This window comes from Bacillus taeanensis (assembly GCF_003318295.1).
In the GTDB taxonomy this organism is placed as follows: domain Bacteria; phylum Bacillota; class Bacilli; order Bacillales; family UBA6769; genus Maribacillus; species Maribacillus taeanensis.
The window spans coordinates 60,139-81,265 of record NZ_QOCW01000022.1 but is presented as its reverse complement, the minus strand read 5'-3'; the positions used below and the strand labels follow the sequence as shown (position 1 = coordinate 81,265).

The 21,127-nt window shown below is 36.3% G+C and carries 20 protein-coding genes and 1 pseudogene; 8 read left to right on the top strand and 13 right to left on the bottom strand.

What is annotated here, in order from left to right:
- Positions 1-133: 133 nt before the first annotated feature.
- Both DS031_RS24275 and DS031_RS17565 read right to left on the bottom strand, forming a co-directional pair.
- A pseudogene (locus tag DS031_RS24275) lies at positions 134-317 on the bottom strand (hypothetical protein); the annotation flags it as partial.
- Positions 318-835: 518 nt separating this feature from the next.
- The gene (locus DS031_RS17565; protein WP_245947515.1) at positions 836-1,735 is read right to left on the bottom strand and encodes a cupin domain-containing protein; all 900 of its coding nucleotides are present in this window, start codon (positions 1,733-1,735) and stop codon (positions 836-838) included.
- Between the two features lie 223 nt (positions 1,736-1,958).
- On the opposite strand from DS031_RS17565, the gene DS031_RS23805 reads away from it, so the two are divergent.
- The gene (locus tag DS031_RS23805; RefSeq protein ID WP_181833219.1) at positions 1,959-2,132 is read left to right on the top strand and encodes a hypothetical protein; all 174 of its coding nucleotides are present in this window, start codon (positions 1,959-1,961) and stop codon (positions 2,130-2,132) included.
- Between the two features lie 66 nt (positions 2,133-2,198).
- Here DS031_RS23805 and DS031_RS17560 read toward each other — a convergent pair whose 3' ends face one another.
- Positions 2,199-2,384, bottom strand: coding sequence for a DUF1657 domain-containing protein (locus DS031_RS17560; RefSeq protein ID WP_113807365.1), 186 nt, complete (start codon positions 2,382-2,384; stop codon positions 2,199-2,201).
- 188 nt (positions 2,385-2,572) lie between these two features.
- A complete protein-coding gene (locus tag DS031_RS17555) occupies positions 2,573-2,821 on the bottom strand; it encodes a hypothetical protein (protein ID WP_113807364.1) in 249 nt (82 codons plus the stop codon).
- A 268-nt stretch (positions 2,822-3,089) separates the two neighbouring features.
- Here DS031_RS17555 and DS031_RS17550 point away from each other — a divergent pair, with 268 nt between their 5' ends.
- A complete protein-coding gene (locus tag DS031_RS17550; RefSeq protein WP_113807363.1) occupies positions 3,090-3,647 on the top strand; it encodes a YkoP family protein in 558 nt (185 codons plus the stop codon).
- Positions 3,648-3,741: 94 nt separating this feature from the next.
- The gene (locus tag DS031_RS17545; RefSeq protein ID WP_113807362.1) at positions 3,742-4,602 is read left to right on the top strand and encodes a metallophosphoesterase; all 861 of its coding nucleotides are present in this window, start codon (positions 3,742-3,744) and stop codon (positions 4,600-4,602) included.
- A gap of 52 nt (positions 4,603-4,654) precedes the next feature.
- Here DS031_RS17545 and DS031_RS17540 read toward each other — a convergent pair whose 3' ends face one another.
- A complete protein-coding gene (locus DS031_RS17540) occupies positions 4,655-6,121 on the bottom strand; it encodes an alkaline phosphatase family protein (RefSeq protein WP_113807361.1) in 1,467 nt (488 codons plus the stop codon).
- 495 nt (positions 6,122-6,616) lie between these two features.
- Positions 6,617-6,970 (bottom strand): hypothetical protein, encoded by a 354-nt coding sequence (locus DS031_RS17535; protein WP_113807360.1) that lies wholly within the window; start codon positions 6,968-6,970, stop codon positions 6,617-6,619.
- 200 nt (positions 6,971-7,170) lie between these two features.
- Here DS031_RS17535 and DS031_RS17530 point away from each other — a divergent pair, with 200 nt between their 5' ends.
- Positions 7,171-7,635, top strand: coding sequence for a hypothetical protein (locus tag DS031_RS17530; RefSeq protein ID WP_113807359.1), 465 nt, complete (start codon positions 7,171-7,173; stop codon positions 7,633-7,635).
- Between the two features lie 29 nt (positions 7,636-7,664).
- Positions 7,665-8,093, top strand: a complete 429-nt coding sequence (locus DS031_RS17525) for a 2Fe-2S iron-sulfur cluster-binding protein (protein ID WP_245947514.1) — start codon at positions 7,665-7,667, stop codon at positions 8,091-8,093.
- A 33-nt stretch (positions 8,094-8,126) separates the two neighbouring features.
- Here the strand turns inward: DS031_RS17525 and DS031_RS17520 are convergent, their stop codons facing one another.
- From DS031_RS17520 to bioA, 7 genes are all read right to left on the bottom strand, one after another.
- Positions 8,127-8,981 (bottom strand): family 1 encapsulin nanocompartment shell protein, encoded by an 855-nt coding sequence (locus DS031_RS17520; protein WP_113807358.1) that lies wholly within the window; start codon positions 8,979-8,981, stop codon positions 8,127-8,129.
- Between the two features lies 1 nt (position 8,982).
- Positions 8,983-9,588, bottom strand: a complete 606-nt coding sequence (locus DS031_RS17515) for an IMEF encapsulin system ferritin-like cargo protein (RefSeq protein ID WP_113807357.1) — start codon at positions 9,586-9,588, stop codon at positions 8,983-8,985.
- A 179-nt stretch (positions 9,589-9,767) separates the two neighbouring features.
- Positions 9,768-10,586, bottom strand: coding sequence for a malonyl-ACP O-methyltransferase BioC (bioC, locus tag DS031_RS17510; RefSeq protein WP_113807356.1), 819 nt, complete (start codon positions 10,584-10,586; stop codon positions 9,768-9,770).
- Positions 10,586-11,326 (bottom strand): alpha/beta fold hydrolase, encoded by a 741-nt coding sequence (locus DS031_RS17505; protein WP_113807355.1) that lies wholly within the window; start codon positions 11,324-11,326, stop codon positions 10,586-10,588. Before DS031_RS17505 ends, bioC begins: the two co-directional genes overlap by 1 nt.
- Positions 11,323-12,519 (bottom strand): 8-amino-7-oxononanoate synthase, encoded by a 1,197-nt coding sequence (gene bioF, locus DS031_RS17500; RefSeq protein ID WP_113807354.1) that lies wholly within the window; start codon positions 12,517-12,519, stop codon positions 11,323-11,325. Before bioF ends, DS031_RS17505 begins: the two co-directional genes overlap by 4 nt.
- A gap of 17 nt (positions 12,520-12,536) precedes the next feature.
- The gene (bioD, locus tag DS031_RS17495) at positions 12,537-13,223 is read right to left on the bottom strand and encodes a dethiobiotin synthase (RefSeq protein ID WP_113807353.1); all 687 of its coding nucleotides are present in this window, start codon (positions 13,221-13,223) and stop codon (positions 12,537-12,539) included.
- Positions 13,216-14,580 carry an adenosylmethionine--8-amino-7-oxononanoate transaminase gene (bioA, locus tag DS031_RS17490; RefSeq protein WP_113807352.1) on the bottom strand — a complete coding sequence of 455 codons (1,365 nt, stop codon included), beginning with the start codon at positions 14,578-14,580 and terminating at the stop codon, positions 13,216-13,218. Before bioA ends, bioD begins: the two co-directional genes overlap by 8 nt.
- 496 nt (positions 14,581-15,076) lie before the next feature.
- Here bioA and DS031_RS17485 point away from each other — a divergent pair, with 496 nt between their 5' ends.
- The 3 genes from DS031_RS17485 to DS031_RS17475 all read left to right on the top strand — a co-directional run bounded on the left by DS031_RS17485 (position 15,077) and on the right by DS031_RS17475 (position 21,078).
- Positions 15,077-15,775 carry a CAP domain-containing protein gene (locus DS031_RS17485; RefSeq protein WP_113807351.1) on the top strand — a complete coding sequence of 233 codons (699 nt, stop codon included), beginning with the start codon at positions 15,077-15,079 and terminating at the stop codon, positions 15,773-15,775.
- 1,105 nt (positions 15,776-16,880) lie between these two features.
- Positions 16,881-17,177, top strand: a complete 297-nt coding sequence (locus DS031_RS17480; protein ID WP_245947513.1) for a biotin/lipoyl attachment domain-containing protein — start codon at positions 16,881-16,883, stop codon at positions 17,175-17,177.
- Positions 17,178-18,456: 1,279 nt separating this feature from the next.
- On the top strand, positions 18,457-21,078 hold the full coding sequence (locus DS031_RS17475) for a carbohydrate-binding protein (protein ID WP_181833218.1): 2,622 nt from the start codon (positions 18,457-18,459) through the stop codon (positions 21,076-21,078).
- Positions 21,079-21,127 lie beyond the last annotated feature (49 nt).

Genomic DNA, 21,127 nt, shown 5'->3' with positions numbered 1-21,127 from the left:
TACTTAAATTTTATCAGAAGATGTCCTTTTTATTATGAAAAAAATAAAAGCATGTGAAATTTTACTGAGCGTAAAATTTCACATGCTTTTTAGGTTTTCAGACTAGGGTTTTGTCCCAGCCTCTTTTACTTTTTCACTTCTTACTAAAACGATTTATCTTGTTAATTAATCCCATCAAAGCAGGTAATAAAATTGGCATCGCTATTAAGCTAAGCAATAGAAGACCCACTATGACAACAGATGCTACTTGGATGAGTGTTAGTTAAGACACCTGAAGGGATTAAAGCCGCAAATGCCCCTCCCAAAATGAGGACAGCTTAGAATATCTACATTTAAAACGTAATGAACTATTCTCTTATCCTTTCATTTCTTTGAAGATACTATTAATATAACTTTGTGATCCATTTTTGAAACAGGAATGCGAATAAATGTGCAGAGAATCTTATTAGAAAAACAGTTACCCAATAGCTTCCTTTTACTTTTAAGAAATTGATCTTTTTTAAAAAAGCATCGCTTATTAAAATGATTAAAATAGGAAGCATTTTTAACCATTTTTTATTTTGTTCTAATAAGTAAGTAGTGATAATCAGTTCGGCAACTATGTAAAGCTTCACAAGAGCATAGTGAACGTACCAAGGTTGTCTCGTAAAGCGGACGGGTTGATATCTGAACATTTTAAATAAAGAAAGGACAAATAAAAAACTCATATACGTTACATGAATCGTATTGTACAGCGTCAGCTTTAAAATGAAGAAAAAGACATACTTACTTTGTAAAATTAAAGCAGAATGTCTTTTTCTCCATTTAAATTCCTTATATTTTTTTATTCCATTCATTAATCATATTCGTTTTCTTCAGAAGCCATTGCATCTGCTTTTGTTTTATGAACAGTGCCAAATGGATGCTCAGGCGGGGCATAGATCGCGTATAATTTAAGCGATGTATTACCCGTATTGATGACATTGTGCCATTTTCCGGCGGGAATCATAATCGCATAATCATCATAAGCTTCTTCTTCAAAATCTAATTGATCTTTGCTGTCACCCATTTGCACAAGCGCCTGCCCTTCTTCAATACGAATGAATTGATCAATTGTCGGATGCACTTCTAGCCCGATATCATCGCCAACATTAATACTCATCAACGTCACCTGCAGATTATTTCCTGTCCACAACGCGGTGCGGTACGTATTATTACGCTTCGTCACCTCATCAATATTTACAACAAACGGCTCTTTACCATAATCTTTTATGCCATCTAACACTTCCTTCTTTAACGATTCAAACCGTTTAGCATTCTCTTGTTCACTAGTAAGGACCCACAAAAGTACATTACGAATTTGAGGATGCTGCGTAAGTAAATAACTGTTTTGATAGTCTCTATAACCAGCTGATCCTGCTTGATAAGCTTTTTTTAAACCATCGCGATAATTGTGAAAAGGAATTGTATCCATTTCATAGACAGGCTCTCTTCCAGTAAGCATAAAATAAAGATCAGTAAATTGTTTTAAATGAACTTTTTTTCCTTCTAAAGCATAAAGAATTTGATTTTTATGCTTTTGATTAGGCGCTGCACTTGCTAATCGGCTGTAAAGGTCAAGAGCTGAAGATTCTCTTTTAATTCTATTAAGAAGCAGTTCAGCTGCTCTTTGATACATTTCTTGATGATTCTCTGCCATAAAGCCTCGGTTATATAATGGTGTGTTCATATGACCGTAATAAGAATATGGATACATTTTGTTCATTCCCTTCAAAGGTATACAAAATTATCATATGCCTTTGTTTCGAGAAAGTACTTTTTTCTTACTTAAAATATGCGCTGTTAGTTTAAAAACCTTTGCTTTCTTAGATAATATCAACACTTTTTAGGAGTAAAGCTCGTTATGAATCCAATGTACGAATAACAAAATAGTATTTTCTTATACTAAGATTGAAAAATGATTTTAGGAGGCATGAAAAATGACTAAGCAAAACCAAAATAATTCTGCGATTGATCAAGGACGTAACAGAACAAAACGTGGAGTGGAAGAAACCGGTGATGCTATAAAAAATGCAGTGGATACTATGGAAGATGGTGCAAAAGCAGTAGTTGACCGTATTTCTGACGCAATGAAAGATGTTACAGCAAGATAAGCGGCTTTTTTCACCTGCCTAATGATGCACATTCATTTGTCGAATCGACAAATGAATGTGCATCTATTAACATAATTTGTTATTATGATCATTCAACAGATTTCTCAGCAAAACACTTCCTGCTCTAAAATCACTGTACTTTTGTAAGCGCTTAGTCAATTTTTTTTCAGCATTTCTTGTATACATCTGTTTTGCACTCTCGTTATCTGTCGCAAGCGCAAATAATTCTAAATCATCTTGACACTTTTTCATCGCGGCTAATGGATCGTTTCACAAAAAACAAACTGGATATTTTAACTAAATAAAATCCATTCTCTATACTTTCATAAAATAAAGTGGTGAAATAATTTATAACTAAAGGCTGATTATTAAAGTTTCATATCCCTAAACTTTTTTAAAACCTCTACTCAAAAGAGTAGAGATAAGAGTAGAAATGATTCTTATTGATTATTATTCGGCATCATGTTTTGCATTTGTCGGTTATTAAATCTGTTTTGAATTGGTTGTATAACAGCTCGCATCATCTCTCTGTTACGCCCTCTTGTCATGCTATAAGCTGCTATTCCTACTCCTAATAAAGAAAGCATCATACCGCCTCTGTTATTTCGTCTATTTCCAAATAGCTGAAACACCTGTTGGGATCTTCGTCCGGTATTGAATAATGCTGTTAGCCAACGCAGATTATTCATCTTCTTTAACACCTCTTTTATTTTTTGTTCAAAAGAATGATTCTTCTGACGGGCTTATTGTTTGAACCTTTCGATGAAATATGTTAATAAAATACTGACAATTATCACTTACAAACCTAATTCATTTTCAATTTAACTGAATGATCAGTATCCTTAACCAAAGCATAAATGAGTGAATTTCATTTCCTTTTATATCCATTATAATTTTTATTTTTAAGATAACAATAATGGTGTCCATTACTTAAGAAAAGAGGGAATAAACAAGAAAATGAAAGATCATTTATTAACTATATGGAATATCCTTGACCCCATTTATTACATGTTTACTCGACTTACCTATTTAGATAAAGGAATGGATGGCAAAAACAATATTTTTCGAGTCAGGCTGACTCGTTATAGAGGAAGAAATGTAACCTTGTTTGATGGAACACAAATAAAAAAGAACGATCTTTTAGTAAAAATTCATTTACACAACGTTCGCTTAATTCACGAAATGAAGCATATAAAGGGCGAAATAAGAAAAGGGCGTTTTATTTGTAAATGTGTAGAAAGTTCACTTCCTGGGCTGGTAACTTATATCAATAGTCATGAGAAAAACGGTGAAATTAAAGGAATTGTTGGGATTACATCTTTAACAACAGGCTCCAGAAGACTTGGATTTGAATCATTTTATATCATCAATCCATTTTATAAATGGTTTAAGTCGATTGCGCATCTGCCAATATGCTTGTTATCATCAGTCTCTTCTTTTTCAGCAATAAAAAAACAATTCCCTAAGTATTTGTTTATGTCAAAAGAAATGCTCCTCCAAAAATATGGAAGTTAAGTATGGTTAATCATCCGCTTGGAAATTCTCCCACCAATTACCGCTAACAATATCCTCTTCTACTCTCTATAATGATTTATGGGGAGAGGATATAATGAATATCTTTTTTATTTTTTTGTTCTTAACTTCATTACTTGTTCTTTTTTATAAAGCATATAAAAACACCGAACAGGTTGTTATAAATAGCATTAGTCTAACGAATGGCAATAACTCTGATTATCAAGAACTTCCTCTAAACGTCCTGCACATTTCGGATATGCATCTTGAAAATATTTCAATTTCTCCTGAACAATTATACAACAAACTAAAACATGAAAAAATCGATCTCATTGCGCTTACGGGCGACTTTCTAGACCGCAAACGCAGCATTCCAAAGTTAATTCCATATTTACAAACCTTTAACCAATTAGCTCCTAAGTTTGGCATCTATGCTGTATTTGGCAATCATGATTACGTCTTACGCCGAAAAAACTTTAATGTCTTAAAACAGACGTTAGAGCAGTATGGCTGCAAAACGATGCAAAATGAAAATGATACGATTACGATTAGAGGAAAACGAGTCAATATTATTGGTGTGGATGATGCTAGTACAAACAGAAGCGATTTAGCAAAATCATTTGCAGGCATAACAGAAGGATATAACTTAGTTCTTACACATGATCCAAACCTTGTTCTTCATATGAAAAACTTTCATTTTGATTACCTTCTTTCAGGACATTTTCATGGCGGACAAATCCATTGGCCTAAACCGTATCACCTTGCAAAGTTAGGTCGAAAAATGATGCGCATGAATATGGTGAAAGGATTGCATTACTATGATGGAAAAGCATTTTACATTAGTGAAGGTCTGGGGCAAACGGGTGTGAACATTCGTGTTGGCAGCCGTCCTGAAATGACATTCCATCAGCTTGCACTAGGTGAAGGTACCAAAGAGGAGACTCCAACAGCAGTATAATGTTGGAGTCTTTTTATTATCCTTTAACTTCGATAATAACATAAGATTTTTATTAATCGATAAGTTTTAAAACCCAAGCTTTCAAATCAATTATTCGTAAATATTTTGGAGAAGAATCTGTTCCAGTTACAATCATCGGGACCAGCGAATCCTGTTTATGCATCCCCCCATGACTTGCCCCTCCAACATGGGTTGGAGAGCCTTCACCGATAAATTCAAAACCAGGCTTTGCATTTATAACGAGATAATTGCCTTCATGAGAAGTTAGGGCACTGTATAATCGAGCCAATGCATCCGGGTAGTTATCATAAGAAATTTCATTGTTCTTTAATGTAAGGTCTAAAATGTCTGTATTACCTGTTAAAGACCAAGATTGTTCAAACCGATCGATGTATTCTCCATTAGGTTTAAAACTAAGCTTTTCATCGCTTCCAGAAGATATTACATCAATATATTCTTTATTTTTCCAAGCAATCACATCGATTCTATCGTCCTTCTGTAAAATTTTCGCTATATCCTCAAGCGGTAAACGCTTGAGATCTAAAGAATAAATAAACGCCATTCGCTCATTGACACCAAGTACAATTTGATCGTTTTCTTGTACTCCTTCTTTTAATTTCATCACCCGGTAAGATTTGAATAATTGTTTTAAATCAATTAATGCTGTTTTTCGATCCCCGTAGATAGCGGCTTGTCCACTGTCCCCCATCACAATCCAAATATTGTCTTGTAAAGCCTCCTCCCAAGACTCATAAGCATCTAACACGTTTTGAAGCTGTCTGTCCACTTTTTCAATTCCTTTTATATCTATCGGACCGTTTTTATGGACACTTTGGTCATGGTTCGGAAAATAAACGAGTGTAAAAGCTGGAAGGTTGCCTGTTTGAATAAGATATTTTAATTCTTGAGCAGCAAATTTATCATTGAACCCGTACTTTTGCCAAAAATGGTTATTCCGGTTTAATGGACCAAGCTGGGATAAAGCTCCGTAAGTAAACAAGTTTGGTCCGTTTGTTATCATATTTCCAAGCGGCATGAAAAAGGTTATTAATTTGGGTATTTTTAAGAGATGTTCCGTGCTCCCGCGGTACATCAGCCCATTAATCGAAGCTGATAATTTCCCTCTATCAGCGAGTTCTTCATAAATGGTTTTCACTTCTTTACTTAAATGAGTATTGTTTAAATGATAAAGAATATCTTTCAGTGACTTTACAAGACCGAGTTTTAACAGCTCTCTTATATGGCCGCCATAACTGATAAGACGTTTTTCTTTGTCATTAAACCAAACTAATCCAGGGAGTTTATGAACATCAGCATACGTACCGGTTAGAAGCGTACTATCAATATTGACAGACATCGTTGGAAAAGAGCTGACGACATGTGGATAATGGTTTCCATGCTCCATAAAAAAACTTAGTGCAGGGGCTTTTCCCTGTTTAACAGCTTCTTGAAGGGGCGGATTCATTAAGGAATCAATAATAAGCATGATCACATGTCTCTTTTTAGCTTGTGTACCCATGTTTTCTTCATCCTTTTAGTCATTTATTCAAATAAACGAGGAAAAATAACAACTGTAATGTTTCTAATTTATCAACCTCTTACCATTCCATTCATTAATATGGAATTCTTTTTCTTTTTTATGTAAATAACGTTAATAGGGGTGATTTAAAGGAGAAGGTACGATAAAGCGTCTGTCCTACCTCTAAAACTTCTGTAGTGACATTTTCTTATACTAAGGTCGAAAAACAGCTTTAGGAGGAATCACAAATAACTGAGAAAAATCGCAATCAATCTGCCGTTGACCAAGGACGTGACAGAACAAAACATGGAGTGGCAGAAACATGTGACGCCATAAAAAATGCAGTTGATACGATGGAAAATGGTGCAAAAGCATAGGGTCAGACCCTCCCCACCTAATATACAGTAGGTTGTTAATAAAAAGCAGCTATATATTTGATAAGTTTAAGAGGGCATCCTCTATTGAGACGCCCTCTATCTATGAATAGTTTATTTATTACTGACCGCGTCGTTCTTCTGACGGTTCTTCATCTAAATCTGGTTCTTCTTCATCCATATTAAATGGTGTATCAACCTCTTCACGATCACGTACATTTCTAGGATCTGTATCTAAATCCAACCCTCCATTGTCTAGATCGTTATTTCTATTATTTAGATCTGTTCCTTCATTGTCTAAATAGTTACCTCTCATATCATCTATACCGCGATCATTGTTACGATCATAGCGAACAGGTTCATAGTTCACATCTTCAGGGTCAACCATGTCATTGTTGTTATCTAAATTACATGCAGATAACACACTTAATGAAAGAAGAGCTGATACGATTAAAAACATTAATTTTCGATTCATTTTTTTCGCCTCCATATAGTTTTAATTTGAAACCATTCTTAATATGTACAGATTGCGGATTTTTACTCATTTCAAAAAAAGGAAGATTCCATGAATTATTTGGAATTATCTATCTATTGAAATGAAAATCATTCTCATGTAAAATGGAGATTAATATAATGATAATGAGAGCTATTATCATCTAAGGGGGAGATTAACTAATGAATTCTCAAGTGAATGGATTAATGGATATTTATACAATTGTCTCAAACGAGCGAAAAGTCGGCGGAGCCATTGAAGCAGAAAAGATTCAACTTCGATCAGGAGAAGTATTTGATTATCCTGTTATCACAAATCTCGATTATTCTGGTTCAGTCTTTTACCACCTTAGCTTTATTACAGATAGCGGTTCACCAATGATGGTTCATGTAAATGACATTAGCCTGATTGCTTCACCGGTTCATAAAAAAGTGTGTGACTTAAAAAATCATTCTTACAAGAAAATGAAAACAGAGGAGAAAATCCACTATTTGAAACTTCTTTGTACGGTTAATGAAGGATCCTATACGAAACCTTTTATTGACGAAGTAAAGGCAATTATCCAAGATATTGGGTATCACTCGTTAAAGCAAGATCAAGATTTCACATTCATCGCTAAAGAAAAACAATTATTTAAAATTGCCTAACCTGTAAATTTTAGAAATGAGTGATCAAGATGCGTCAAAAAAAGTTAACAGTTGGATCATTGAAACAGCAGCATACGATAAAACAAACACAAGAGCCGTTCATAAACGTTATGCCAAAGAAAATGAGTGCTTCAAACGCAAGCATCAGTCATCCATTACTTTATTCAAAGAAGTCTCCCTTAAAAGGGATCACTTTAAATCAAACGATTCAGCTATTGCAAAATCAATCATCTTTTTCAGTAAGCCTCAAAAAAGGATTCACTCTGTTAGATGCTGCGCTTACGCAAAATCAAAAAATAAATTATAAATGTAAAAAAGGTAAATGCGGCAAATGTACAGTCCAAATTTTAACAGGAGCAAACTTGTTATCTGAGTCTACTAAAAGTGAAACCGAAAAACTTGGAAGCTTGTTAGATAACGGTTATCGGCTTGCCTGCCAAGCTTGTTTCGTCAACTAACAAACAATAAAAAAAGCAGGATTGAAAAAAATCCTACTTTCCTCCTTTTGGATCTTCAAGTGTACAAATGGCACTTGGCCTTTTAATTCTTAGTACCGCACATTCATAGACGCGGAAAAAATGATTCATATGTTCACTATCCATATAGGCCGTATCAAAATCCTCAGAGATCGCCAAATCAAGATGATGTCGTCCTGTTGCGACAACAACACCTGCTTCGCCTTTAATAACAGGTGATTGATACACACCATCTGTTACAAGTTCACGAATATGCTCAATTTCAAGCACATTTGTACCTTGATGAACGCGATGAAGCAGTGCATAAAGGGAAGGAGAAACAACTAATGCATAAGGACCTGTATTTCCCATTTGCAGCAGCTTATTCCTTGCCTCAACAATATCACTAAAGGCATTACCTGATTTCATCCAATCACTGCGGATATGTGTTAAACGGCCTTTTACATTCATCAAACCGGGAAAATCAAATTGGTTTGAACCATTGAAAATAAGGTCATCTTCCAGTAATGCACATTGTGCGGCAGCATTTGCAGCTGCTGAAAAATCGATAGGAAGATTCAATGTTTTAGCTTGTTCAATATCGCGCCAATACAGCTGAAAATCTTTATATAACATTGGAATTGTAAGATGAACGCGGCGTGTTGGTTCAGTAAGTTCTAGTGAATTCCCATGGATACTAACAACTCCTAATTCGGATTGTTCATAAATATCATTGATAACAGACTGCACACCTTGACCTAATGGCCCGTAAATATCAATAAACCTTCTTCCAACTAAATTTCTCCGCGCATTTTCAATAACCGTTTCATCTAACTGATGCCAATCTGTTTCATTTAATGGCGAATCAGCATAACGTGTTAGTTTGTCCATTTTAGATAATCTCCTTTTTCGTTTTAAGACTTCCTACTGTTAACCGCTTAGCAGGCTTTCCGATAGGTTCAGAACTTCTTGAAGCAGGTGATTCTGTTGTATATTTTTCAATTTTCAAATGTTCATTTATACCCTCTTTTTCATCTGTTGGGATAGAAGCAGCTGAATTGGCAGCCCCATCAAATTGATCGTTTAGAACCTGTAGTAATTCCTTGCTTTTTTGATAATCGTTATATGTTAAATCTCTTAAACCTTGTAACGTATTTTCATGTTCTGTACTTTTAAATTGAAATAATGCCAAATCTAAATGTTCGAGAAAATTATGAAGACCAAACTTCTCTAAACTTACATCTTGCAGAAGCTTTACAAACTCATGATTATTCGTATGCTGTCCGTCCATGTTCTGTAAGAAGTATTCTAGTTTCGGGATCACACTTTCCAGCCGATCAAGCCGATGCTCCTCTTCTTCATAAATATGGTGAAAATACAAACGTTCATGCTCTTCTTTTGCATTTTCAATTGTTGGCTCTAATATTTTCATAAAGCTTTGAGCCGCTTCTTTTGTGCGAATAAAAATATCTTGAAGCTGTAAAAATTGTGCTGACACCTCTTCATCTCTCCTTTTTCCTGCATCTTTCACTATCAAATTCCGATCATCTATTGTTTTTATTGATTACATATTAAATTGTTAACCAATTAATCTACACTTATTCTAATAACTTCATATTTTTTAAACATTCTTGCTCTTCTTTTCCTCTTATATAGAACATTTTCCTTTTTAAACGCTTAGGGCAGGTGCCAAGTGAAAAATAAACAATGATACGTTGCTCTAACTCCTTGTTCTTCACGATAATTTGTCTCATACTGTTGAATCAGCTCTTTAAAAAAGGACGGTCTTTGGCAGTATTGGTCTTTGCTGCTGTTATTGGCTCCAATCTTTTTTACAGATATAAAGAAATCGCGGACTGTTTCAAAATACTCAAATTCTAGACTTTGTGTTCCGTTAATGTCAGCGGGAAACGTCTCTAATGAAAAAAGGGATTGTTTACAGATTTGATACAGCTCTTCAAACGAGTAAAACGATTGACCTAGTGAACGATCCATTGGAAGCTGAAGCTTTCTTTTTGCCCGATTATAGGAATGATGAAGCTCTTGAAAGGTAAGGCTGCCAAAAGTTGAAAAAGAAATTACACCATCCTTGGTTAACATGGCATTCAGCCGTTTGATCACCTTCTCCAAATCATTCAGCCACTGAAAAGTTGCATTTGAAATGACCACATCATAGCTTCCTTGAAGGTCCATTTCTTCAATATCCCCGCATAAAAAAGAAACACGCTGATCCTTGATTTTTTCTTTCGCTGCTTTAATCATTCCAGGCGCTAAATCAACAGCAGTAATCTTTGCTTTTGGAAATACATCACCTAATAAACGAGTTAAATAACCTGTGCCGCAGCCGATTTCAAGAATAGTTATTTCCTTTTCCCGTATGTTCTTAGGGAGTGTATCAATTAACTGTTCGGCCATCTTCTTTTGGACATTGGCATACTTATCATATGTTTTCGCATGTTCACTGAACCGCTTTTCTAAAAGCTTCTTATCAATCATTACCGAACACCTTCTTGTATGAATGTTGTGATCAGCTCTCTGCATTGATCTGTTTTTGTAAAAAACGGAATATGACCAGTTTTTTCTAAAATGGAGAGCGACACTTGTTCGTTTAGCTCTTCTTTCATAAAGATAGACGCTTTAACAGGACAAATCGTATCTTCTTTCCCATGAATGAGTAATGACGGCACATTCATCTGTTGAAGCAGTTTTCGGACATCCTTCTCAATTAAATAATCTAGTCCTATTTGAAGTGATAATGTGTGATCACCTTGACATTGATTTTTAACATGCTTTATAAATTGATCATAAAAACCGGCTTCCTTTTCAGAAATAGAAAACATTGACTCATAAAAAGCTACAAGTGTTTTCTCTTTCGCATTCTCGAGCTGTTTTTTCATCCGCTCCACGATTCGCGGATGCCAGCCGGATAAGTAGTTTTTATCACTTGTAAACCGGCTTGTGGCGCCGATTAAGATCAAACCTTTTACATTTTTAGGATATATAGAAGCTGCATCAAGCGCTGCAATCGCTCCTAACGACCAGCCTAATAAAAAAACAGGCTCGTCGATCGACTGAACGATGGTTCGAGCACGTGCTGTAATTTCAGAGCATTCGGAAATATTTCGCCAGTCTACAAATGAAAGCTGAAATCTTTTTGAAAGATGTTCTGATAACGGCTGAAACACTCCCTTTTCCATTCCCCATCCAGGAAACATGATGAGATGGACACATTTCACGCAATCACCCCCATCTCTTTTCCAACATGAGCAGTGGTTTTAACTGCCCAATCCAGATCTTCCTTACTATGTTCAGCGGTAACTGTAAAACGAATACGCGCTTCGTTTTCAGGTACAGTTGGCGGACGGATAGGAATCGCTGCAATTCCCTCTTCTTGAAGCCGTTGTGCGAATCTGATCGTATCTTCATTCCTGCCAATTAGAACGGGGACAATTTGTGACTGACTTCCACAAATGTGAAATCCGAAATCTGTTAACAGCTTTCGAAAATATGCAGCATTCTTTTTTAAAACTGTACGACACGCCTCGTCTTCTTGAACAATTTCAACCGCAGCCTTTGCAGCACCAAGTACAGCAGGAGGAAGTGCTGTCGAATAAATCAACGCGCGCATTCGATTTGTTAGATAATCAATAAGCCATTTTTCCCCGGTTATATAAGCCCCAAATGATCCAAGCGCCTTGCTGAACGTTCCCATTTTAATATCAATTTTATCTTGAAGCTTTACGTGATGGGTATACCCTTGACCACTTTCACCGTAAATGCCGCTTGCATGTGCTTCATCGACCATTAAGATTGCATTATAACGCTCCTTTAACAGCACAAGCCCTTCAAGATCAGCCATATCACCATCCATACTGAACACAGTGTCTGTAACAATTAGCTTTCGTTTATGAGGAGAGGCTTTTTTTAACAGTGCTTCTAAATGATTTAAATCATTATGGCGGTAACGCTGATGCTTCGCACGGCTTAAAATAACCCCATCAACAATGCTTGCATGATTTAATTTATCGCTAAAGACAACATCATCACGGCGCATTAATGCTGAAATAACGCCAATATTTGCCGTGTAACCGCTGTTTACTACAAGTGCTGATTCATCTTTCTTCCAATTGATAAGAACAGACTCCACTTCACTGTAAAGCGGATGATTGCCAACAATTAAACGTGATGCGGTGGCACCTGCCCCATACGTATGAGCCGCCGCCGCTGCAGCATAAACTAACCGCTGATCACCTGAAAGTCCTAAATAGTTATTTGAAGCAAGATTGAGCATTTTACATCCGTTTATGATAAGCCAAGGGCGTTCCGCGTATTTCGTTGTGACAAGACGGCGTTTTTGAGAAATTCCCTCTAAATATGTAAGTTCTTGTTTGATCTCTTCTTCCCAGTGCAGATGCTCATCAACGTTCATAACGATCCCCCTTGTCCTTAAAAAAATTTTGTTAGATCAAGACGCTCTTGAATCATCGCAATTGTCTGCTTACGACTTACATTTTCCATCCACGGCAGGACGCCGAGAACAGGTACCCCTGAAAACTGTTCAATGAGTGCTGGATTCGTTTCTTCTGCAATACCGATTTCATCCTCTTTTAACCCGTTAATCACAACCCCTAACACGCGAAGTCCGGCCCGTTTTGCATAGTCAATTGTTAACAGCGTATGGTTAACTGTTCCAAGGCTCGGCCGTGCTGTAATTAGTAAAGGAAAGCCAATCGCTTTAGCGACATCTGAAACAAGATAATCTTTCCCAAGCGGTACGGCTAAGCCGCCGGCACCCTCAACAAGAAAAATGTCATGACGAGATTTAACCTTTTTCCAAGCAGCAAGCACTTCATCAAGAGCGACTTTTTTTCCAGCTCGCTTTGCGGCAGCATATGGTGCAAGCGGCTCGTCAAATTGGAAAGGGTTGATTTCTTCTAATGTGTTCGCATCTTCTGCCATTCTTTTCAAATAAGAAGCATCACTTTCTGGATCTTCACGTTTTGTTCCGCTTAACATCGGCTTAAAAACGCCAACATCATGTCCGCTCTCTTTTAAAGCAGCAGCAATACCACCTGTAACAAACGTTTTACCAATTTCTGTGTCTGTTCCTGTTACAAAAATGCCTTTACCCATCGACAGCAGCCCCTTCTGTAACGGTTTGAATCGCTTCTTTCATAATGGCAATCATCGCTTTTAAGTCCTGAGGCGAACTTGCAAGCGGTGGCAAAAAGGCGATCACATCACCGAGCGGACGCGTCAGCATACCGAGTTCGCGCATTTTTAAGGAGACCTTATAACCAGTACGCTTCTCCCATTGAAACGGCTGCTTCGATTCCTTGTTGTTTACAAGCTCAATCCCTGCCATAAAGCCAATATGTCTAATATCACCAACATGAGCTAATTCATTAAAACACTCGAGCTCTTCTTTTATAAGCATGGATTTTTCTTTCACGTTCGCAACAATTTTCTCGCTTTCAAACAAATCAAGGTTTGCAAGGGCGACAGCACAGCCAAGTTGATTACCGGTATAGGAATGACCGTGGAAAAATGTTTTTAACTTTGTATAGTCATCATAAAATGCTTGGTAAATACGCTCATTTGTCATTGTTATCGCAATTGGAAGATAACCGCCCGTAATCCCTTTTCCTGCTGTAATAATGTCAGGCACAACACCTTCGTGGTTAACGGCGAACATTTCACCCGTGCGGCCAAAGCCTGTGGCAACTTCATCAGTAATAAGAAGAACATCATACTCCTGACATAACCGTGCAGCACCGGCTAAAAACCCCTCAGGCATTAATATCATTCCACCTGCTCCCTGCATCATCGGCTCAACAATAACAGCGGCAATTTCGTTGTGACGCTCTTCAAGCATTGCTTGTAATTCAGCCAAGCATTCATCACGGCACACATCAGTGTCTCCGCTTGAATGACGATATACATATGGATATGACACCTTATAACTTTCAAAAAGAAGCGGCTTATACACTTTATGAAAAATATCAATGTTTCCGACACTAACAGCACCAACCGTATCGCCGTGATAGCCGTTTGTCATCGTAACAAATTTTTGTTTCTCAGGTTTACCGATATTTTGCCAATATTGAAAGGCCATTTTTAATGCAATTTCAACCGCTGCGGCCCCACTATCAGAATAAAAAACACGGTCAAGTCCTTTAGGCGTTAGCTGCGCAAGGCGTTCTGCAAGCTCAACTGCTGGTACATTCGTCATCCCGAGAAGAGTAGAATGGGCGATTTTATCAAGCTGCGTGCGAATCGCATCATCAAGTTCTTTTTTTCGATGGCCGTGAACATTCAACCATACCGATGAAAAACCATCATAATATGTTTTCCCCTCCGTATCTTTTAGCAGGACGCCTTCTCCACTTTCAATAATCAATGGATCATTGTCATAATCCTGCATCTGTGTAAACGGCAGCCATAAATACTGTTTGCTTTTCTCAATTAGTTCCTTATGCTTATCGATCATTATTCTCCCCCTTCTTTTGTTAACCTATTTTTATATAAGGTTAACATTTATTTTAATCTAACCATCCCTCTAGCAATCTGTCAATATTATCTATTTCTCTTAGAAGAAAAAACAGCCTATTTTTCTAAGAAACCGAGTGAAAGAATTTTTTACACAAAAAAATAAGCCGCTATATACAATACTTGCAAAGAATATTGTATATTATGTCAGATTGTTAAGTGGAACTTATATAACTACGCTGCCAATTTTATTCCTCAAGCAATTTTCGATACTTATAATTTTTTCCCTCTGCCCCTAACTTTTATTAAAAATCGTTCTTCATAAAATTAGGTAAGTCCCTTCCATCATAAAGAGCGAACTATAAAATCTATTTTGCTTGTTATCAATGCTTTCACTTTACTCCACATCATTACCATGGTTTACCATACGAAAAATCGACAGAAAAGAATGTCACTACCCGAAGGCTATAACTGAATATCCTTTGGAGGTGGAAAACATGAACAAACTACTGATTACATCACTGCTTTCAGCTTCATTATTTAGTATGGGCGGACAAGCACATGCAGAAGACATGAATCAAACACAACTTACACATTCCTTTGAGAATATGAAAACAGAGGTAAAAACATTTCATAACTTTGAAGACCTTGAAAACTATTTAAATAAGATATTTGGAGAGAACATTCAAATAAACTCTACAGAAATAAAGAAGCACCAAACTGTGAAGGATAAACCAGCTACACAACAGCCAACACAGCAAGTTCAAGCTCCACAACAAGAAAATAAAACAACTAAAGAACAAACAAGTAACGCACTTTCTCAGGCTGAACAACAGATGGTTAACCTTGTAAACGAAGAACGTCAAAAACAAGGTTTACATCCATTAAAAGTAAATACAAAACTAACTGAAGTGGCACGTGTAAAAGCAAAAGATATGATTGAAAACAACTATTTCAGTCATCAGTCACCAACATACGGTTCACCATTTGAAATGATGAAGCAGTTTGGGATCTCTTATCGTACAGCGGGTGAGAACTTAGCCGGAAATCAAACAGTTGAAAGTGCACATCAAGGATTGATGAATTCTGATGGCCACCGTGCAAACATTTTAAATGAAAATTATACAGAAATCGGCATTGGCATTGTTGAAGGCGGACCATATGGAAAGATGTTTGTACAGTTGTTTAAAGGATAAGACATGAAATGAAAAGCATATAGTTAGTTAAACAAAAAACTAGCGCTCTATTCCCTTTCAAGACCAATTGATCTAGTGGGAATGAGGCGCTAGTTTTTTCAATTCTGTTTCCCTTAATTTTCTATCTATCAAGTTCTAATATTAATATAAATGTAAATATCTGTCCGGAAAGTTAAATTTAAAACAAAAAATACCACGCTATTTTATCAGCGCGGCATCCATGTTATTTAAAAAGGGGATGTAGTGAGAGATATTGTCAATGTCTGCCTTTAGAATAGCAAATTTAGAAGGTTTCATTTAGAATATGTAATCGTTTTGACATTATGTTATGAGTTTGAAATTTATATTTTCTCCTTTATGAAGAATACTACTAAAACCTTCTTAATACTAAATCCACAAGTAAAAATGATGGTAAAAAACGTGACAAGATCAACATTTACAGAGCCAGATCATGCTAGTATAAAAATAAGACATGAATAAATTCCTCCTTCGAGTCCAATGTCGATCTTTATTTTTTTATCGCCTACTATGAAAAGTAGGCTTCTTTTTTTATATTGATTAATAATTTCACCCAACCTCTTGATAATGTTTTATGATTGAATGGTAAAAGTGTTTGTTAAGAGCATGCTGGATACATCACCTTTTGCAACATTATAATTTTCCTGTCTAATTTCTGGCTGATTTTATTATCCGCGCATCGGAGATCTTTCTCCCATTCCAATCTCATACATATCCAAGCGATGATTATCTGTACGCTTTCTTAAGCCAAGTGCCTTCTTCAATATCATTACTATTGATTCCCTAGAATTCGTAGGATAGCATACAAAAATAACGTATATTATCTAACAAAAATATCGATTTAGATTTTCACGCACGGTATCCCTTATACAAAAAAGAATATTATCTATCAATATAAATGAATCATTTGGTATGATTCCCATTTTTTATGATAGATTAGTTAACAAAAACTGTTTCCTAATAAGAATAACATGTTAAGGTATATATAACAAAACATATTATACTATTTCTACCATTAAAAATGTTCTACTGTTTGATGTCGTTGTTAAGTTCAAATGTGAATTAAATTAATAAGGAGGAATTATGAATGATTGGAACTATTTTAAGACCTGCAAGTCCTTGCTACGAAATAGTATTATCCTTACAAAAAGTTATTAGCCCCTGCCTTGGTGTAGTTGAGAAAGTAAACATTGATTCTAATGCATATATTTATGAGTGGGAAGCTTTATTTCTAATCAAAACAGTTGTTGGTACTTATGAAGAAATACGCATTCCAGTCAGCGGACATGTAACTTCCCTTAAAGTAGAACCAGGTGATGTTGTCACACCTAATATGACATTAGCATTGGTTCAAGATGATTTTATTGTCTCTGGTAGTGATTGATTTTTAAAAAGTAAACGAGATTGTTTCGGAAAATGCATCAACATCCTTAGCAGCAACCACATTTACTAATTCTGTCTTATTTATATCAAACATCTCATTTTTAATTTTATGTAGAAATAATAGTTTAATAGATCTCTTATATAAGAATATGCAAAAAATATGTCAGTCAGTACATTGGAAATGCTATAACAATGATTAAAGTTTCTAAATCTCTAAATTTGCAAGCCCTATGCAAATCTTAATTGATTAGCAACATCAAAGAAAGGAATTAATATAGCGTTTATCTTACAAATTCTTTTTCATTTTTAACGTTATATTGAGCCTTATGTCACGCTCAGTTAATGAAGGATTTGCTTCGAATACTATAGCATAAACCCCTTCCCTGTATCTAAGGACGAATTGGAAATCTACTAAACAATTTTAAGATTCCTCCTTACATAGGAACAAACAGTCCCTGTTATTTAAACGGGGACTGTTTGTTGTTTTACAATCATTACCTTTAAATAATTATAGGGAAAACATAGAATAAGATCATTACCACAGCCGAAATTTCACCGTTTAATTTTATGAATTAATTGGTAAAAATAGATTGATAAAATAATATGTTTCTGCTACTATAAATGTAATTGGCAGAATTTCCGTTTAATTAATTCACTCAGCGAATAAAGTGATGAAAAAAGCGTAATTTTCTTGAACAGGAATGCAGCAAACTCTCCATTTCGTAAAAGTAATAATAGACGATAAACCTTCCTTAACACATGATTACGACCAGTCACCTTAGCTAACCCTACTTCTTTATCAAACCAAATGAAAGCGCTTACTGCTAATAACTTGTATCCTTAGTTCATTCAATGAAGAAAAAAAGTAAAGAAAGCATCATTTTCTTGAAAGGAGGCGTGACAAATCTATACTTTTTGAACATGCAATTTTTGGAGCGCGGCAGCTATATTCAATAAATATCCTATCACATCCCTCCCAATAAAATAAAAGCGCTTAAAAGAATCTTTAGTTATTATAAAATGATCAAGCTTACATAGTGGATAACTTTGTCATTAACAGAATGTGATACAAATCGGCTGGTTGTTACCTCTACTCCCAAAAGTCTCTGTTCTGAAATTAATAAATTTTATTAGGAGGGAACATTATGTTACGTCAAATAAAAAGTAATGCTTTCTACAAACTTTTATTCATTTGTATTTGTTTTTCTGTGGTTATTATTTATTCTGCAGGCCCCGCTTTGGCTCGTGATAGTAAATATACCCGCCAAGGATCTGGACCCATGTATTGGATGGCGTATGAAAATCCTTACTCAACAAATGTTGCTATTCCAGAAGACCGATGGAAGAATAATGTGGATTGGATTGCAGAAGAATTTCTTCCTTATGGATATGACATGGTTAGTTTGGATGGGTGGATTGAAGGAGCAACTCAGACAACACCGAACGGTTATGTATTGAAACATAATGATAAGTGGCAGTATACATGGAAAGAATGGGGAGACTATGTGAAAGGAAAAGGACTGAAATACGGAATTTATTACAATCCACTTTGGGTCACTCCAGCAGCCGTAAATGACAGCTCCAAAACTGTCATTAATCATCCGAACCTAAAAGTTAGGGATATTGTCAACACAGAAACAACCACAACAGACTGGAATGGCGTGACGCTTCCGGGGGATCGATTTGTAACGGATCAAGGAGAAAATTCACTTTATTGGGTGGATGTTAATAAACCTGGCGCTGAAGATTATATTAAAGGATATGTTCAGTACTTTAAAGATGCCGGCGCTGACTTTCTAAGAATTGATTTCTTGTCATGGTATCAAACAGGCTGGGATGGCGGTTTAAATAAAAAAGTTGGGAATGCTCATTGGGATGAATATGAAACGGCTCTCCGCTGGATTCACGAAGCTGCAGGTGAAGATTTAACCGTTAGCCTTGTTATGCCGTACTTGCAGAATCATGCAGAAGTAGAATTAAAGTATGGCGATATGGTTCGCATTGACGAAGATGTGTTTAATGGAGGTTGGGATCATGTTAGCGGACGCAGTCAAACATGGCAAGATGCATGGTCTCAATGGAAAAATCCGTTCCAAGGCCTAACAGGTTTCTCTGATGTTGGAGGACGCGGTCAAATGATCCTCGATGCTGACTTCATCAGGATGAACAGGTATGGATCAGCATCTATAAATGATAATGAAAGAAGATCAACAATCTCTCTATACACATTGGGAGGGTCTCCTATAGCCATTGCTGACCAATATGACACGATTAACAATACAGGATCAAACAATGAACGTTTTTATCAAAATTCTGAAGTTATTGAATTAAATAAACTTGGTCTTGTAGCAAAGCCCATTTACAAGAATGCTAATCCTTTTTATCCTGGTGAAGGATATGAGGAAGGAACAAGCCGTGATACTGAACGCTGGGTCGGTCAACTTCCAAACGGTGAATGGATTGTCGGTTTATTTAACCGCTCTGATCAAAACGCAATTAAAAGTATTGATTTCATCAGTGAATTAGGATTAACCGGAGAAGCTGAAGTGCGTGATCTATGGGCACACCAAGATCTAGGATACATGAAAAATTACTCTGCCAATATAGAGCCGCACGATGTTAAATTACTGAAAGTCATACCTCGCAACAGCAGAAAATATGAAGCAGAAGCGGCATCTTGGATTGGAACGAATTTTAATAATAACCATGCTGGATATTCAGGTTTTGGTTTTGTTGATAAATTTGAAGCTTCTTCAATAACTAATAATGCGGGACCAAAAATCATGTTTGCTGTCGAAGCTCCAGAAGACGGATCTTATTGGTTCAACTTCAAATATGCCAATGGAACAGGCGGAGAAAGTTCTACAACCGTTTATGTGAAAGATGGATACAATAAAACGATTACAGAAAATACATCCATTGTCCTACCGGCCACATCAAGTTGGAGTTCTTGGGGAAATAAACATGTTGAATTAAAATTAAACAAAGGATTAAACTTGATTACAATTGAACGTGCTCCTTCTGACACAGGTGCATTCAATCTCGATTATATTGAGTTTACACCTCATTGGGGAAATTTAGTCCAAAACTATGGTTTTGAAACCGGCGATATAAGCGGCTGGACACCATGGCATCCAAGCGGTCAAACAGCTGCGTATGGCGTGGATTCCAATGATGTGAACAGCGGAAAGAACAAACTGTTTTTCTACTCTTCTTCAGCTTACAAGCAAAGTTTACATCAAACCATAACCGGTTTAGACGACGGAACTTATTATGTTACAGCTAAAGTGAAACGGCAAGGTACTCGACCTACTACGGCTAGAATGGAAGTAACTCAGCACGGTGGTTCCGATGTTTACGTAAATATACCAGGCACTTCGGAATATCAAAATGTATCCGCTAAAGTCACTGTGACCAATGGTAAAATAGATGTTGGATTCTATGTAGATTCCCCAGGAGGAACATCTCTTCAGGTAGATGATGTAAAAGTTACTAGAGTATCGTTGCAAAATGCCAACTTTCAGGATGATTTCCGGGGATGGACAAGATCTGATATGGCTTTGATCAAAATCAATAATGAAAACAACAACGCTTATGCCAATATTACAAGTTCATCAACATTCACTTCAAATTTGTTCCGATATGAATCATTACAAACAGGAACATATACGCTTAAAGCTAAGGTTCGCCGCAGCGGTTCTTTTGATACTGCTGGTCTATATATTAATAAAGGCGGTCAGAAATATAAAAATATCCTCTTCCCCGATCATTCGAATTGGACTGAGGTGACCATTGATAACATCAGCCTTACACAAGACGAAGTGGTTAAAATCGGAGTATATGCAGAAGGCAGTCCAAACGCCTGGCTGCACATCGACAAAGTTTGGTTGGAGAAGAACTAAAACTTTGAGAAGCAGTATAATGTAACAGGAAGAAGGTTTTGCTTAAAAA